Below are 17269 nucleotides of genomic sequence, written 5' to 3'. Positions count from 1 at the left end.
TTAGGTTATCCATTCATCTATTCGATGCACTACACTATCTGGTCGGAGCTGTAGGGGGTTTTTCCTGTAGCTTCGGCCACGTTGTTTGGAGCAAGCGTTGTAATTCGTGGTCCGAATAACAAAAGGAGTTTGTCGCTTAACCCGGCAGACCGTTTGCCGCAGCGAAACGTAAGGAGAACACCGCGTGAGAATGTCGCATATCAACTTTAATCATCTCTATTACTTCTGGCAGGTTTGCAAAGAAGGATCGGTGGTTGGCGCTGCTGAAGCGCTGTTCCTGACACCGCAGACCATCACCGGCCAGATCAAGGCGCTGGAAGAGCGGCTGGATGGCAAGTTGTTCAAACGCCAGGGGCGGGGGCTGGTGCCTTCCGAACTGGGTCAGTTGGTATTCCGCTACGCGGACAAGATGTTTATGCTCAGCCAGGAAATGCTGGATATCGTCAACTACCGTAAAGAGTCCAATCTGCTGTTCGACGTTGGCGTGGCAGATGCCCTGTCCAAACGGCTGGTTAGCCAGGTGCTGGAAACCGCCGTGGTCGATCACGAACAGATTCACCTGCGCTGCTTTGAATCGACGCACGAGATGCTGCTGGAACAGCTAAGCCAGCACAAACTGGACATGATTATTTCAGACTGCCCGGTGGACTCCAGCCAGCAGGAAGGGCTGTTTTCGTTGAAGCTGGGCGAATGCGGCATCAGTTTCTTCTGTCGTCAGCCGGTACCGGATCTGCCGTTCCCCGCCTGTCTGGAGCAGCGTAAACTGTTGATTCCCGGTCGTCGTTCCATGCTCGGGCGCCAACTGCTCAACTGGTTCAATACTCAGGGCATTCAGGTGGAAATTCTTGGCGAGTTTGACGATGCGGCACTGATGAAGGCGTTCGGCATGTATCACAATGCCATCTTCGTGGCGCCAACGCTGTATGCGCAAGATACCTATAATGATGACGCGGTGGTGGAGATCGGCCGTATCGATAACGTGCAGGAAGAATATTACATCATCTTTGCCGAGCGAATGATCCAGCATCCGGCGGTGCAGCGGGTGTGTAACAAGGATTTTTCGGCGTTGTTCAACTTCTGACGCTGACGACAGGCGTAAAAAAACCGGCCAAGGCCGGTTTTTTTAACAAGCAGACAACGTAATGCTTATTGCATTGCGTTGATGCGCGCGGACAAGTTTGACTTATGACGCGCTGCTTTGTTTTTGTGGATCAGGCCTTTAGCTGCCTGGCGATCCACAAGTGGTTGCATTACGGTGAATGCGTTTTGTGCTGCTTCTTTATCGCCAGCTGCGATAGCTGCGTCTACCTTCTTGATGAAGGTACGCACCATTGAGCGACGGCTAGCGTTATGCTTGCGGCGTTTCTCAGACTGTACGGCGCGTTTCTTAGCTGATTTGATATTAGCCAAGGTCCAACTCCCAAATATATTCTATTGAGGACAATTCAAAGGCCGAGGAATATGCCCTTTTAGCCTTCGTTTGTCAATGGATTTGTGCAAATAAGCGCCGTTTGTACGGGCGGCACTTGCTACGTTGTGATGGCGCAGGATTTTACCAGCTTCGGCCATGGGAATACAGTGTTTCGCGAGAAAATTCGCCACTGTTTACTGCATGATGATGCCAAGCCATTGCCGCCGGGCGTAAAACCGGCATTCGCCGTCGGAGAAACTGTGGTTTAGGCGTTTCTCCGGCCGCGTATCTCCGGTATGGTGTGACTATTACATTCAAGGAAGCAATCGCGGGTTAACCTTAACCGCTGTACAAGGTATAATCCGCCGATTTCCACTGTTTTGAGCCAGCTATGGAGCTAATTCGCGGCATTCACAATATCCGGGCACGCCACCGTGGTTGCGTGCTCACCATCGGCAACTTTGACGGCGTTCATCGCGGTCACAAGGCGCTGCTGGAGCAGCTGGAGCAAGAGGGCAAACGCCTTGGGCTGCCGGTGATAGTCATGATTTTTGAGCCGCAACCGCTGGAACTGTTCGCAGCGGACAAGGCGCCGGCCCGGCTTACGCGCCTGCGTGACAAGGCCAAATATCTGGCGCAGGCCGGGGTAGATACCCTGCTGTGCGTCAAGTTCGATCCCCGTTTTGCCGCCAATACCGCGCAGGCGTTCATTGCCGAGCTGCTGGTGGAGAAACTGGGCGTCAGGTTCCTGATGGTGGGAGATGACTTCCGCTTCGGTGCCAATCGCATTGGCGATTTCCCGCTGTTGCAAAAAGCCGGCGAGGAATACGGCTTTGAGGTGGTTAGCACGCCCACCTTCCGTGAAGGCGACCGGCGCATCAGCAGCACGGCGATTCGCAATGCGCTGCGTGATGACGACCTGCCGCTGGCGGAAAAGCTGCTCGGGCATCCGTACAGCATCTCCGGGCGCGTGGTGCACGGCGACGAACTGGGGCGCACCATCGGTTTTCCCACCGCCAACCTGCCGCTCAAGCGTCTGGTTGCTCCGGTAAAAGGGGTTTACGCGGTAGAGGTGTACGGCCTGGGGCCGCAGCCGCTGCCGGGCGTGGCCAATATCGGCACCCGCCCGACCGTTGCCGGCGTGCGTCAGCAGCTGGAAGTGCATCTGCTGGATGTCACAATGGATCTTTATGGGCGCCACCTTGACGTGGTGCTCCGCGCAAAATTGCGCAACGAACAGCGTTTTGCTTCGCTCGATGCGCTGAAGCAGCAAATCGCCAATGATGTGGTGACGGCCCGGAGTTTCTTCGGGCTAAAGACACCGGTTTAATCTCACAAACCGAAACGAGATCGAGAATCTAATGAGTGACTACAAGAACACCCTGAACTTGCCGGAAACAGGGTTCCCGATGCGCGGCGATCTCGCCAAGCGCGAACCTGGCATGCTGCAACGTTGGTATGAACAGGATCTGTACGGGATTATTCGTGCTGCCAAAAAGGGCAAAAAATCCTTCATTCTGCATGACGGCCCTCCGTATGCGAACGGCAGCATTCACATTGGTCACTCGGTTAACAAAATTCTCAAAGACATTATTATCAAGTCGAAAGGGATGTCCGGCTTCGACTCGCCGTACGTGCCGGGCTGGGACTGCCATGGTCTGCCGATCGAACTGAAAGTGGAACAGCTGTACGGCAAGCCGGGCGAAAAGCTCTCGGCGGCGGAATTCCGCCAGAAATGCCGCGAGTATGCCGCCGAGCAGGTTGAAGGCCAGAAAAAAGACTTCATCCGTCTGGGCGTGCTGGGCGACTGGGATCGCCCGTACCTGACCATGGACTTCAAAACCGAAGCCAATATCATCCGCGCGCTGGGTAAAATCATCAGCAACGGCCATCTGCTGAAAGGCGCCAAGCCGGTGCACTGGTGTACTGATTGTGGCTCGTCGCTGGCTGAAGCGGAAGTGGAATATTACGACAAGACCTCGCCGTCGATCGACGTGGCGTTCCACGCGGTCGATCCGGCTGCGGTGGCTGCCAAATTCGGCGTCAGTAACGTCAACGGCCCGGTTTCGCTGGTTATCTGGACCACCACGCCGTGGACTCTGCCGGCTAACCGTGCCATCTCGCTGCACCCTGAGTTCGCCTATCAGCTGGTACAGATTGACGGCCAATGCCTGATCCTGGCGGCGGAGCTGGTGGAGAGCGTGATGAAACGCGCCGGCATCGCCGATTGGCAGGTACTGGGCAGCTGCAAGGGCGCCGATCTGGAGCTGCTGCGCTTCCAGCATCCGTTCATGGGCTTCGACGTGCCGGCGATCATGGGCGAGCACGTTACGCTGGACGCCGGTACCGGTGCGGTGCATACCGCCGGCGGCCACGGCCCGGACGACTTTGTGATCAGCCAGAAATACGGCCTGGAAATCGCCAATCCGGTAGGGCCGAACGGCTGTTACCTGACCGGCACTCATCCGCTGCTGGACGGTAAATTTGTCTTCAAGGCCAACGATCTGATCGTTGAGATGCTGCGTGACGCGGGCGCGTTGCTGCACGTTGAAAAACTGGTGCACAGCTACCCATGCTGCTGGCGTCACAAAACGCCGATCATCTTCCGCGCCACGCCACAATGGTTCATCAGCATGGATCAAAAAGGCCTGCGTCAGCAGTCGCTGGAAGAGATCAAGGGCGTGCAATGGATCCCTGACTGGGGCCAGGCGCGCATTGAAATGATGGTGGCGAACCGCCCGGACTGGTGTATCTCGCGTCAGCGTACCTGGGGCGTGCCGATGTCGCTGTTCGTGCATAAAGACACCGAACAGCTGCATCCGCGCAGCGTCGAGCTGATGGAAGAGGTTGCCAAACGCGTAGAGCAGGACGGCATCCAGGCATGGTGGGATCTGCAACCGGCCGATATCCTCGGTGCGGAAGCGGCCGACTACGTCAAGGTGCCGGATACGCTGGACGTCTGGTTCGACTCCGGTTCGACCCACGCGTCGGTGGTTGACGTGCGTCCCGAATTCCATGGCCATGGTGCGGACATGTATCTGGAAGGCTCCGACCAACATCGCGGCTGGTTTATGTCATCGTTGATGATCTCCACCGCCATGAAGGGCAAGGCGCCTTATAAAGAAGTGCTGACCCACGGCTTCACCGTCGACGGTCAGGGCCGCAAAATGTCCAAGTCGATCGGCAATACCATCAGTCCGCAGGACGTGATGAACAAGCTGGGCGGCGATATTCTGCGTCTGTGGGTCGCCTCGACCGATTATACCGGCGAGATCGCGGTGTCTGACGAAATCCTGAAACGTGCAGCGGATTCCTATCGCCGTATCCGCAACACCGCGCGCTTCCTGCTGGCCAACCTCAATGGTTTCGATCCGAGCCGCGACTGTGTGGCGCCGGACGAGATGGTGGTACTGGATCGCTGGGCAGTCGGTCGTGCACAGGCGGCACAGCTGGATATCGAGCAGGCATACGCCAATTACGATTTCCACGAAGTGGTACAGCGTCTGATGCAGTTCTGTTCGGTCGAGATGGGGTCGTTCTATCTGGATATTATCAAGGATCGCCAGTACACCGCGAAGAGCGACAGCGTCGCTCGCCGCAGTTGCCAGACCGCACTGTTCCATATTGCGGAGGCGCTGGTGCGCTGGATGGCGCCGATCATGTCCTTTACCGCAGACGAAATCTGGGGCTTCCTGCCGGGTAAACGTGCGCAATACGTCTTTACCGAAGAGTGGTATGACGGTCTGTTCGGCCTGGCCGAGGGCGAAAGCATGAACGACGCCTTCTGGGCCGAGCTGCTGAAGGTACGTGGCGAAGTGAACAAGGTGCTGGAACAGGCGCGGGCGGACAAACGCCTCGGCGGTTCATTGGAGGCAGCGGTGACGTTGTATGCCGATGACGCGCTGGCAGCCCGCTTGAACAGCCTGCAGGATGAGCTGCGCTTTGTGCTGCTGACTTCCGCTGCGCGCGTTGCGCCGCTGACGGACGCTCCGGCGGATGCCCAGCAGAGCGAATTGCTGAAAGGCCTGAAAATCGCCTTCGGTACCGCTGAAGGTGAGAAGTGCCCGCGCTGCTGGCATTTCACCACCGACATCGGCAAGGTGGCGGAGCACGCAGATCTCTGCGGCCGCTGTGTAACCAACGTTGCCGGCGACGGCGAAAAGCGTAACTTTGCCTAATGAACAAGCGCCTGATGAGAAAACCGATCTGTACGACCGGCCTGCGTTGGCTGTGGCTGGTGTTGGTAGTGCTGGTGCTGGATTTCGCCAGCAAGCAGTGGATCCTGAGCCATTTTGTGCTGGGCCAGTCCCAGCCCTTGATCCCTTCGTTTAACCTGTACTATGCACGCAACTACGGCGCGGCGTTCAGCTTCCTGGCTGACCATGGCGGTTGGCAGCGCTGGTTCTTTGCCGGCATTGCCATCGCCATTGTGGTGGTATTGCTGGTGATGATGTATCGCAGCCAGGCGACGCAGAAGCTGAACAATATCGCCTACGCTTTTATTATCGGTGGCGCGCTGGGTAATTTGTTCGATCGTCTGTGGCACGGCTTCGTGGTCGACTTTATCGATTTTTACGTCGGCAACTGGCATTACCCGACCTTTAACCTGGCAGACAGTTTCATCTGCGTAGGGGCAGCGATGATCGTACTGGAAGGTTTCTTGCCGGCCAGCAAGCGCGCAAGCGACAGCCAGAACAAGCAACAAGGTGAGTAACATGACGGCCCAAGTACAATCCGACAGCGCGGTGCTGGTGCACTTTACGCTGAAACTGGAAGACGGCTCCACTGCGGAATCCACGCGCGGTAACGGTAAGCCGGCGCTGTTTCGACTGGGCGACGGCAGTTTGTCGGCGCCGTTGGAGCAGCAACTGGTTGGCCTGCGTGCCGGCGACAAATGCGCGTTCACGCTACAACCGGAAGACGCGTTTGGCGACAATAACCCGGATCTGATTCAGTTCTTCTTGCGCCGTGACTTTGCGCAAACCGGCGTACCGGAGGTGGGCACCATTATGCTGTTCACCGCCATCGACGGCAGCGAAATGCCGGGCGTGGTGCGTGAAGTCGCAGAAGACTCGGTGACCGTTGATTTTAACCATCCGCTGGCGGGACACCCGGTGACCTTCGATATCGAGGTACTGGAAATCGATCCGCAGCAGGAGGAGACGCATGCAAATATTGCTGGCTAACCCCCGCGGCTTTTGTGCCGGGGTTGATCGTGCGATCAGCATCGTGGAACGCGCGCTGGAGCTTTACGGCGCGCCGATCTACGTGCGTCACGAAGTGGTGCACAACCGCTACGTGGTGGACAGCCTGCGCGCACGTGGGGCGGTGTTTATTGAAGAGATTGCCGAAGTGCCGGACGGCTCGATTCTGATCTTCTCGGCACACGGCGTTTCGCAGGCGGTGCGCGCCGAAGCCAAAGCGCGCGATCTGACTATGCTGTTCGACGCTACCTGTCCGCTGGTGACCAAAGTGCATATGGAGGTGGCGCGCGCCAGCCGCAAGGGCACCGAGGCGATCCTGATTGGTCACGCCGGTCATCCGGAAGTTGAAGGCACCATGGGCCAATACAGCAATCCGCAAGGAGGCATGTACCTGGTTGAGTCGCCGCAAGACGTCTGGAAACTGCAGGTGAAGAACGAAGACAACCTGTGCTTTATGACGCAGACCACGTTGTCGGTCGATGATACCTCGGACGTGATTGACGCCTTGCGTCAACGCTTCCCGAAAATCATCGGTCCGCGCAAGGACGATATCTGCTACGCGACCACCAACCGGCAGGAAGCGGTACGCAATCTGGCGGGCGACGCGGACGTGGTGCTGGTGGTTGGCTCAAAGAACTCCTCCAACTCCAACCGCCTGGCCGAGCTGGCGCAGCGGGTGGGTAAACCAGCATATCTGATTGATTCGGCGGCAGATATTCAGGAGCAATGGCTGAAAAACGCCAGCAACATCGGCGTTACCGCCGGCGCTTCTGCGCCGGACGTGCTGGTGCAGGATGTGATCGGTCGCCTGAAGGCGCTGGGCGGCAAGGAGGTGCATGAAATCACCGGCCGTGAAGAGAATATCGTGTTCGAGGTGCCGAAAGAGCTGCGGGTAGACATCAAGCAGGTCGATTGAGCCAATAACGATAAAATAACGGGGAGCTTCGGCTCCCCGTTTTGCGTTACAGCGTCGGTGCAATCAGCCGAGGTGCGATGCGCGCATCAAGGCTCTGGCTGTCTGCGCCGTGGCGCCAGGCGCTCGGCGTCAGGCCATGTACCTGCTTGAACGCCTTGGAGAAATGCAGTTGGTTGGCGTAACCCACCGACAGAGCCACCACCTTGATGGCCGCACTGCCGTGGCGCAGCAGGCCGGCGGCGATGTTCATACGATACTGCAACAGATATTCTTTTGGCCCGAGGCCAAACTCGGCCTTGAACAGTCGGCTCATATAACTGCGATTAATACTGCAATAATTGGCCAACTGGGCGATAGAGATATTCTCGTGGTAACGACTCTCGATATATTTTATCGCTTTTGCCAGGTGACGCTGCTTTTCCGGCGGTTTTTCTTTTGGTTGCGCATGCGCATTGGCAATCAGCGCGGAAAAAAACAGGTAACTCAAGCCGATAATCTTCAGCCAGGCTTCGTTTTGTTGATGCGCGACGATCTCTGTCAGATAACCTCGCTCAGCAGCGTCCGGCGTATAACGTTGCGGGCGATAAATCGGCATTTGGCGGCTGAGGCGACATTGTTGAAAGATATTGGCCGCCATCAGTCCGTCAACTTCGATCCACATGTAGTGCCAGGGGTGCTGTTGGTCGGCGCTGTAGGTGGTGACATCGTGCGGGTAAATCAGAAAGCCCTCGCCGGGATGCACGCTAAAAGCGCCATGGTCGGTATGCAGGGTGCCGGTGCCGGATATCACATAATGAAATAGGTAATGCTGGCGCACCGCTGGACCAAAACAGTGGCCTGGCGCGCAATCCTCGACGCCAAACTGGAACACGTTCAGTTCGATGTTCGAGGTGTTTGCCAGGACAAAACTCTTATGCATCAATTGCTCCCTTGCTATCGGCACGCTGTGACATTAACGGTAGCAGCTTGTTGTCATGACGTATGTTGTTGGTTAAGTACAGCAAGACTCAGCTCACACTTTTTTCCTGGCGTCATTTTTACCCATAATCAGGTCACTTTCCTCCATATACAACCCTTCGCTTGACCACTACTTTCAACACACACCAACGGTAATTCGCCTCGCAACAGTGGAGAAATGAGATGATTAAAGTGACGTTTATGGGCGCGGGTAGCACTATTTTCGCCAAGAATGTGTTGGGGGATATCATGTGCACCCCGGTGTTACAGGAAGTGGAAATCGCGCTGTACGATATCGATAGCGGCCGCTTGAATGAATCGCTGACCATGCTCAACAACATCAATCAAAACGTCAACGGCGGTAAAGCGATCATCACGCCTTACCTCGGCGTCGAGCAGCGCCGTGCGGCGCTGAAAAATGCCGATTACGTGGTAAACGCCATCCAGGTCGGCGGCTACGATCCCTGTACCATCACCGACTTTGAGGTGGCGAACCGATTTGGCCTGCGCCAGACCATCGCCGATACGCTGGGCATTGGCGGCATCTTCCGTGCCCTGCGCACCATCCCGGTGCTGTTCTCCTTTGCGCGCGATATGGAAGAGGTTTGCCCGGACGCCTGGTTGCTGAACTACACCAATCCGATGGCCTCGCTGACCGGCGCGATGCTGCGTTATACCGGCGTGAAAACCGTAGGGCTGTGTCACAGCGTCCAGGTATGCGCAGAGACGCTGTTGAAAAGTGTTGATATGCCGAGCGATGACGTGCAGTTCCATATCGCGGGCATCAACCACATGGCCTGGCTGTTGGATATCCGTCGCCACGGTCAGGATCTCTATCCGGAAATCAAGCGTCGCGCCGCCGCGCTGCACGGCAAGCACGATGATATGGTGCGGCATGAGATCATGAAAACCTTCGGTTATTACGTGACCGAGTCTTCCGAACATAACGCCGAATATATGCCTTACTGGATCAAGCGCAACTACCCGGAACTGATAGAGCGGTTCAATATTCCGCTGGATGAATATCCGCGTCGCTGCGTCGAGCAAATTGCCCAATGGGAGCAGCAAAAGCAGGCATTGACCCATGATAGCCACCTTAGCCACACGCGGACCCATGAATACGCCTCATACATCATCGAGGCGATGGAAACCGATCGGCCGTACAAGATCGGCGGCAACGTGCTCAATAGCGGGGTGATCACCAACCTGCCCAATGAGGCCTGCGTGGAGGTGCCTTGCCTGGTGGATGGGCAGGGTGTCACACCGTGTCACGTCGGTAACTTGCCGGAGCAACTGGCGGCGCTTAACCGCACCAACATCAATACGCAATTGCTGACCATCGAAGCGGCGGTTAGCCAGAAACGCGAGGCGATTTACCATGCCGCGTTGCTTGATCCACATACTTCGGCCGAATTATCCATCGATGACATTCGCAAGCTGTGCGATGCCTTGATCGAAGCTCACGGCGACTGGCTGCCGGCATACCACTAACCGTTCTCTCCTGCGCATCACTTCCTCCAATAACATCACAGGCGCGGATCCCGCGCCTGCAAAAAGGGATGGCGAGCTATGTTCTATCTAAAAAACAAGAATTTCTGGATATTCAGCGGTTTTTGCTTCTTCTACTTTTTCATTCTTGGTTCGATTCTGCCCTTCTTTCCCATCTGGTTGCATGACGTCAATCATCTCGACCAACAGCAAACCGGCCTGGTGTTTTCGATCACTGCGTTCTTTGCCCTGGTTTGCCAACCGGTATTTGGTGTGATCACCGATAAATTTGGACTGAAAAAACATCTGTTGTGGATGATTATCATATTGCTGATGTTTTTGGCGCCGTTGTTTATCTATGTGATATCACCACTGCTGCAAACGCATTTTTGGCTTGGCGCATTGCTGTGCGGCCTCTATTTAGGACTGGTTGCCAGCGGCGGTTCGCCGGCGATCGAAGCCTATGTTGAAAAAGTCAGCCGCCGCAGCCATTTCGAATATGGCCGGGTGCGGCTGTTTGGCTGTATCGGCTGGGCGATTTGCGCTTCCATCGTCGGCTACATGTTTACCATCAATAACCAATTTTCGTTTTGGCTGGCGTCGGGCTGCACGCTGATCCTGGCGCTGCTGCTGTTTCTGTTCCGGCCAGAAAAAAGCCATACCGTGACGGTGGCAGACCAGTTGGCGTTGAACAAGAACCCGGTCAGCCTGCGATCCGCTTTGCAGTTGCTGAAGATGCGCAAGTTTTGGTATCTGGTGCTGTATATCGTCGGCGTGGCCTGCGTCTATGACGTATTCGATCAGCAGTTCGCCAACTTCTTCACCTCGTTCTTCGCGGATCGTCATGCCGGCACCCAGGCGTTTGGCTATGTCACCACCCTCGGGGAGTTTCTCAACGCCTTCATCATGTTTTTCGCACCGCTGATTATCAACCGCATTGGCGGCAAGAATGCCTTGTTGATCGCTGGAGTCATCATGTCGCTACGGATCATCGGATCGTCCTTTGCGGATTCGGTGCCGGCAGTGATCGTGCTGAAAACCTTGCATATGTTTGAAGTGCCGTTTTTGCTGGTCGGTATTTTCAAGTACATCACCACGCAATTCGACGTCAAGCTGTCGGCCTCGATCTACCTGTTCGGTTTCTGTTTTTTCAAGCAGCTTTCGGCGATCGTCATGTCATACGCGGCCGGTATGATGTATGCGGCGTATGGCTTTAAGACGGCCTATCTGATCCTGGGCTGCATTGCGCTGTTGTTCACCTGTATTTCGGCTTTTACGCTCAGTGGCAAAGCGCCGGCAGCCTTTGCCGACAAAAGCCGTCTGGCCACGCCGGCCCCCTGAGGATCGGTGCGTGATGCCCTGCGACAAAATTGCATGATTATGTACAATCAGCGGTTGACGCCGTGCGAGCTGAGTTATCAGCCATTGATAGCGTTACTGATAAAAAACCGGGGATAACATAATTTTCTAATCATGATTTAAATCCTCTGGCAGTGGTAAGGTGGGGCGGTTACCCTGAATCGATAGCCTATGGAATAGGCATCAAATCAAAAAGAGAGATAAAGCATGACTGATTCACAGATTCGCATTGCGATTGCGGGTTCCGGTGGCCGGATGGGACGTCAATTGATCCAGGCCGTACAGCAGGCACAGGGTGTGGTGCTGGGGGCGGCATTGGAGCGTCCAGGCTCCAGCCTGCTGGGCACCGATGCTGGCGAACTGGCCGGTATCGGCGCGCTGGGCGTGACCGTGAGCGAGAGTTTGCAAAAGGTGGCGGATGACTTCGACATTCTGATCGATTTCACCCGCCCGGAAGGCACGCTGGCGCATCTGGCGTTTTGCGTCGAGCATCACAAGGCGATGGTGATTGGCACCACCGGTTTTGACGATGCTGGCAAAGCGGCTATTCGCGATGCCGCGCAGCAGATTGGCATCGTGTTTGCCGCCAACTTCAGCGTCGGCGTCAATGTGGTGCTGAAACTGCTCGAGAAGGCCGCCAAAGTAATGGGCGACTATACCGACATCGAAATTGTTGAAGCACATCACCGCCATAAGGTGGATGCACCCTCGGGCACCGCCCTGGCGATGGGCGAAGCCATCGCCGATGCGCTGGGCCGCGATCTGAAAGACTGTGCGGTGTACGCCCGTGAAGGGCATACCGGCGAACGCGATCCGCACAGCATCGGTTTTGCCACTATTCGCGCCGGGGATATCGTCGGTGAGCACACTGCCATGTTTGCCGACATCGGGGAACGGGTAGAAATTACCCATAAGGCTTCCAGTCGCATGACATTTGCCAATGGTGCGGTTCGTGCGGCAAGTTGGCTGTCAGATCGGCAAAATGGTCTATTTGATATGCGTGACGTGCTGGGTTTGCACCAGTTATAATTTATCGAACATCATCGTGATGTGTGTGAGTTAATCATAACGATATGATAATAGGGCAATATTTTTATTGTCCTTTTTTTTAACATGAAAAATAGCGATTTCGACGTGATAGGTTGATTTTTTTTATGTTTTTAATGGTTAACTCGGATTTTTACTGGCTTGTTAACCTTTTTGACGCCCGGTTATCGTCCGTCAGGTGGCGATGCGCCGGATTTTCTGTCATTGTGGCTCGCAACCGTTTACCCATTGCGGGTTTCCATGTGTTTTTATGACTGAGATAGCAAGAAATGCGTGAAATATGCAAAAATAACTAGAAAAATGCCACTTGGAGTAGACAAACCGAGCACCCATCATTAAAATGCGCCCAATTTGCCAAAAATTAGCCTTGAGGCCGGTTTTTGCATTGATTTAGATCGCGATATCTGAATTAATATGCAAATATTGTGATTGATTATTCCTCGGAGGGTGTTTTGATTAAGTCAGCGCTATTGGTTCTGGAAGACGGAACCCAATTCCACGGTCGGGCCATCGGGGCAGAAGGTACGGCAGTGGGGGAAGTGGTCTTCAATACGTCGATGACCGGCTATCAAGAAATCCTCACCGATCCTTCCTACTCCCGCCAGATCGTTACTCTTACTTATCCCCATATCGGCAATGTCGGCACCAATGCTTCCGACGCAGAATCCTCCGCTGTTCACGCTCAAGGCCTTGTTATTCGCGACCTCCCGTTGATTGCCAGCAACTACCGCTGTGAAGAAGGGCTGTCGGAATACCTGAAGCGCAACAACATTGTGGCGATTGCCGATATCGATACCCGCAAGTTGACGCGTCTGCTGCGTGAAAAGGGGGCGCAAAACGGCTGCATCATTGCCGGCGACGCGCCGGACGCAGCGCTGGCGCTGGAAAAGGCCAAGGCCTTCCCAGGGCTGAAAGGAATGGATCTGGCAAAAGAAGTGACCACCCAGGAAGCTTACGCCTGGCAACAGGGCAGTTGGACGCTTGAGGGCGAGCTGCCGGAAGCCAAAGACGCGGCCGCGCTGCCGTTCCACGTGGTGGCCTATGACTACGGCGTCAAGCGCAATATCCTGCGCATGCTGGTGGATCGCGGCTGCCGCCTGACGGTAGTGCCAGCGCAGACCCCGGCGGCAGAGGTGCTGAAAATGGCGCCAGACGGCATTTTCCTCTCTAACGGTCCGGGCGATCCGGAACCATGTGATTACGCCATCGACGCCATCAAGCAATTCCTCGACACCGACATCCCGGTGTTCGGCATCTGCCTTGGCCACCAGTTGCTGGCGCTGGCCAGCGGTGCGCAAACGGTGAAGATGAAACTCGGCCACCACGGCGGCAACCATCCGGTGAAAGATCTGGATAACCATACGGTGATGATCACCGCGCAGAACCACGGCTTTGCAGTTGACGAGAACAACCTGCCAGCCAATCTGCGCGTGACGCACAAATCGCTGTTCGACCACACCGTGCAGGGCATTCATCATACCGACAAAGCGGCGTTCAGCTTCCAGGGGCACCCGGAAGCCAGCCCGGGCCCGCACGATGCCGCCCCGCTGTTCGATCACTTTATCGAACTGATTGAGACTTACCGTTCCAACGCCAAATAATCAGGAGCCTTGATAAAATGCCAAAACGTACTGATATAAAAAGCATCCTGATCCTCGGCGCTGGCCCGATCGTTATCGGCCAGGCGTGCGAATTCGACTATTCGGGCGCTCAGGCCTGCAAGGCGCTGCGTGAAGAGGGTTACCGCGTTATTCTGGTTAACTCCAACCCGGCCACCATCATGACCGACCCGGAAATGGCCGATGCGACCTACATTGAGCCGATCCACTGGGAGGTGGTACGTAAAATCATCGAAAAAGAGCGTCCGGACGCAGTACTGCCGACCATGGGCGGCCAGACGGCGCTGAACTGCGCGCTGGAACTGGAGCGTCAGGGCGTGCTGGCGGAATTTGGCGTGACCATGATTGGCGCCACCGCCGATGCTATCGATAAGGCCGAAGACCGTCGCCGCTTTGACGTGGCAATGAAGAAAATCGGCCTGGACACCGCGCGTTCTGGTATTGCCCATACCATGGAAGAAGCGCTGGCAGTGGCCGCCGACGTCGGCTTCCCGTGCATTATTCGTCCGTCCTTCACCATGGGCGGCACCGGCGGCGGCATTGCCTACAACCGCGAAGAATTCGAGGAAATCTGCGAACGCGGCCTGGATCTGTCGCCGACCAAAGAGTTGCTGATCGATGAGTCGCTGATCGGTTGGAAAGAGTATGAAATGGAAGTGGTGCGCGACAAGAATGACAACTGCATCATCGTCTGTTCTATCGAAAACTTCGACGCCATGGGCATCCACACCGGCGACTCGATCACCGTCGCGCCGGCGCAAACCCTGACCGACAAAGAATACCAGATCATGCGTAACGCCTCGATGGCGGTACTGCGTGAAATCGGCGTGGAAACCGGCGGTTCCAACGTGCAGTTCTCGGTGAACCCGAAGACCGGACGCCTGATCGTGATCGAAATGAACCCGCGTGTGTCACGCTCCTCGGCGCTGGCGTCGAAGGCGACCGGTTTCCCGATTGCCAAAATCGCCGCCAAGCTGGCGGTGGGTTACACCCTCGACGAGCTGATGAACGACATCACCGGTGGTCGCACTCCGGCCTCCTTTGAGCCGTCGATCGACTACGTGGTCACCAAAATCCCACGTTTCAACTTCGAAAAATTCGCCGGCGCCAACGACCGCTTGACCACCCAGATGAAGTCGGTCGGCGAAGTCATGGCGATTGGCCGTACCCAGCAGGAATCATTGCAGAAGGCGCTGCGCGGGCTGGAAGTGGGTGCTACCGGTTTCGATCCGAAAGTCAGCCTGGACGATCCGGAAGCGCTGACCAAAATACGCCGCGAACTGAAAGACGCCGGCGCCGAGCGCATCTGGTACATCGCCGATGCCTTCCGCGCAGGCCTGTCTGTCGATGGCGTGTTCAACCTGACCAACATCGACCGTTGGTTCCTGGTGCAGATTGAAGAGCTGGTACGTCTGGAAGAGCAGGTGGCAGCGTCCGGCATCAACGGGCTGACGCCGGAGTTCCTGCGCACCCTGAAGCGTAAGGGCTTCGCCGATGCGCGCCTGGCCAAACTGGCCGGCGTAGCGGAGAGCGCCGTGCGCAAACTGCGTCATGGTTACGGTCTGCACCCGGTTTACAAGCGCGTGGATACCTGTGCGGCGGAGTTTTCTACCGACACAGCTTACATGTATTCCACCTATGAAGAAGAGTGCGAATCCAACCCGACCCATGACCGACTGAAGGTGATGGTGCTGGGCGGTGGCCCGAACCGCATCGGTCAGGGCATCGAATTCGATTACTGCTGCGTGCACGCCTCGCTGGCGCTGCGCGAAGACGGTTACGAAACCATTATGGTCAACTGTAACCCGGAAACCGTTTCCACCGATTACGACACGTCCGACCGCCTGTACTTCGAGCCGGTCACGCTGGAAGACGTGCTGGAAATCGTGCGCATCGAGCAGCCCAAGGGCGTTATCGTGCAATACGGCGGCCAGACTCCGCTGAAGCTGGCGCGTGAGCTGGAAGCGGCCGGCGTACCGATTATCGGTACCAGTCCGGACGCGATTGACCGCGCCGAAGACCGCGAGCGTTTCCAGCAGGCGGTAAACCGTCTCGGTCTGAAACAGCCGGCCAACGCCACCGTTACCGCTATCGACCAGGCGGTAGAAAAGGCGGCCGGCATCGGCTATCCGCTGGTGGTGCGCCCTTCCTATGTTCTGGGCGGCCGCGCGATGGAAATCGTCTACGACGAGGTCGATCTGCGTCGCTACTTCCAGAATGCGGTCAGCGTCTCCAACGACGCGCCGGTATTGCTGGACCGTTTCCTGGACGACGCGGTGGAAGTGGACGTCGACGCCATCTGCGACGGCGAACGCGTGCTGATTGGCGGTATTATGGAGCACATCGAGCAGGCGGGCGTTCACTCCGGCGACTCGGCCTGTTCACTGCCGGCCTATACGCTGAGCAAGGAAATCCAGGACGTGATGCGCCAACAGGTGGAAAAACTGGCGTTTGAACTGCAGGTGCGTGGTTTGATGAACGTGCAGTTTGCGGTCAAGGATAATGAAGTCTACCTGATTGAAGTCAACCCGCGAGCGGCGCGTACCGTGCCATTCGTCTCGAAAGCCACCGGCGTGCCGTTGGCGAAAGTGGCGGCGCGCGTGATGGCTGGCAAAACCCTGGCCGAACAGGGCGTGACGGAAGAAGTGATCCCGCCGTACTACTCGGTGAAGGAAGTGGTGCTGCCGTTCAACAAATTCCCAGGCGTTGACCCGATTCTCGGGCCGGAAATGCGCTCCACCGGCGAAGTCATGGGCGTTGGCCGCACCTTTGCAGAAGCGTTTTCCAAAGCGATGCTTGGCAGCAACTCCGGCATGAAAAAACAGGGCCGTGCGCTGCTGTCAGTGCGCGAAGGCGACAAGGCGCGAGTGGTCGATCTGGCCGCCAGCCTGCTGAAGCAGGGCTTTGAGCTGGATGCGACCCACGGCACCGCGGTGGTGTTGGGTGAGGCGGGGATTAACCCGCGCCTGGTCAACAAGGTGCATGAGGGCCGTCCGCACATTCAGGATCGCATCAAGAATGGCGAGTACACCTATATCGTCAACACCACCGCAGGCCGCCAGGCGATTGAGGATTCCAAACTGATCCGCCGCAGCGCCCTGCAATATAAAGTGCATTACGACACCACGCTGAACGGCGGTTTTGCCACCGCCATGGCGCTGAAGGCCGATCCAACCGAGCAGGTGACCTCGGTGCAGGAAATGCACGCCCGTATCAAGTAAATACCGCATTAGCGTTCGCCGGGGGATTGCCTGGCGAACGCTGGCGG

The 17269-nt window shown here is 56.5% G+C and carries 13 protein-coding genes; 11 read left to right on the top strand and 2 right to left on the bottom strand.

The genetic code is table 11. From position 1 onward, the window contains the following. The first annotated feature begins 184 nt into the window (after positions 1-184). The gene (gene nhaR, locus AC2AXP_RS16285) at positions 185-1081 is read left to right on the top strand and encodes a transcriptional activator NhaR (protein ID WP_039991182.1); all 897 of its coding nucleotides are present in this window, start codon (positions 185-187) and stop codon (positions 1079-1081) included. A 65-nt stretch (positions 1082-1146) separates the two neighbouring features. Here nhaR and rpsT read toward each other — a convergent pair whose 3' ends face one another. Further along, complete coding sequence (gene rpsT, locus AC2AXP_RS16280) at positions 1147-1410, bottom strand: 30S ribosomal protein S20 (RefSeq protein ID WP_039991180.1); 264 nt, start codon at positions 1408-1410, stop codon at positions 1147-1149. A gap of 392 nt (positions 1411-1802) precedes the next feature. On the opposite strand from rpsT, the gene ribF reads away from it, so the two are divergent. Genes ribF through ispH form a run of 5 tightly spaced genes read left to right on the top strand, consistent with a single transcriptional unit; the run spans position 1803 to position 7531 of the window. Beyond that, positions 1803-2741: a bifunctional riboflavin kinase/FAD synthetase gene (gene ribF, locus AC2AXP_RS16275; protein ID WP_004955472.1), complete on the top strand. Its 939-nt coding sequence runs from the start codon at positions 1803-1805 to the stop codon at positions 2739-2741. 31 nt (positions 2742-2772) lie between these two features. Beyond that, entirely contained in the window at positions 2773-5589 is a 2817-nt protein-coding gene (gene ileS / locus AC2AXP_RS16270) for an isoleucine--tRNA ligase (protein WP_004955470.1), read from the top strand. A 14-nt stretch (positions 5590-5603) separates the two neighbouring features. Continuing rightward, positions 5604-6125 (top strand): signal peptidase II, encoded by a 522-nt coding sequence (gene lspA, locus AC2AXP_RS16265; protein ID WP_039992428.1) that lies wholly within the window; start codon positions 5604-5606, stop codon positions 6123-6125. A gap of 1 nt (position 6126) precedes the next feature. Next, positions 6127-6597 carry an FKBP-type peptidyl-prolyl cis-trans isomerase gene (gene fkpB / locus AC2AXP_RS16260; RefSeq protein ID WP_004955466.1) on the top strand — a complete coding sequence of 157 codons (471 nt, stop codon included), beginning with the start codon at positions 6127-6129 and terminating at the stop codon, positions 6595-6597. Then, on the top strand, positions 6578-7531 hold the full coding sequence (ispH, locus tag AC2AXP_RS16255; RefSeq protein WP_004955463.1) for a 4-hydroxy-3-methylbut-2-enyl diphosphate reductase: 954 nt from the start codon (positions 6578-6580) through the stop codon (positions 7529-7531). Before fkpB ends, ispH begins: the two co-directional genes overlap by 20 nt. Before the next feature lie 46 nt (positions 7532-7577). On the opposite strand, the gene AC2AXP_RS16250 is transcribed toward ispH, so the two are convergent. Beyond that, complete coding sequence (locus AC2AXP_RS16250) at positions 7578-8450, bottom strand: AraC family transcriptional regulator (protein WP_004955461.1); 873 nt, start codon at positions 8448-8450, stop codon at positions 7578-7580. A gap of 221 nt (positions 8451-8671) precedes the next feature. Here AC2AXP_RS16250 and melA point away from each other — a divergent pair, with 221 nt between their 5' ends. From melA to carB, 5 genes are all read left to right on the top strand, one after another. After that, on the top strand, positions 8672-9979 hold the full coding sequence (gene melA / locus AC2AXP_RS16245) for an alpha-glucosidase/alpha-galactosidase (protein ID WP_004955459.1): 1308 nt from the start codon (positions 8672-8674) through the stop codon (positions 9977-9979). 78 nt (positions 9980-10057) lie between these two features. Then, a complete protein-coding gene (locus AC2AXP_RS16240; RefSeq protein ID WP_088499867.1) occupies positions 10058-11317 on the top strand; it encodes an MFS transporter in 1260 nt (419 codons plus the stop codon). 225 nt (positions 11318-11542) lie between these two features. Further along, the gene (gene dapB / locus AC2AXP_RS16235) at positions 11543-12364 is read left to right on the top strand and encodes a 4-hydroxy-tetrahydrodipicolinate reductase (RefSeq protein ID WP_198773267.1); all 822 of its coding nucleotides are present in this window, start codon (positions 11543-11545) and stop codon (positions 12362-12364) included. Positions 12365-12834: 470 nt separating this feature from the next. Continuing rightward, positions 12835-13983, top strand: coding sequence for a glutamine-hydrolyzing carbamoyl-phosphate synthase small subunit (carA, locus tag AC2AXP_RS16230; RefSeq protein WP_484381808.1), 1149 nt, complete (start codon positions 12835-12837; stop codon positions 13981-13983). Between the two features lie 17 nt (positions 13984-14000). Further along, complete coding sequence (gene carB, locus AC2AXP_RS16225) at positions 14001-17222, top strand: carbamoyl-phosphate synthase large subunit (protein WP_484381807.1); 3222 nt, start codon at positions 14001-14003, stop codon at positions 17220-17222. Positions 17223-17269: the final 47 nt, after the last annotated feature.

The sequence above is a fragment of the Serratia sp. Sp408 genome, from assembly GCF_057180665.1.
The sequence above is the reverse complement of the archived record's forward strand: the minus strand, read 5'-3'. Positions and strand labels throughout refer to the sequence as shown.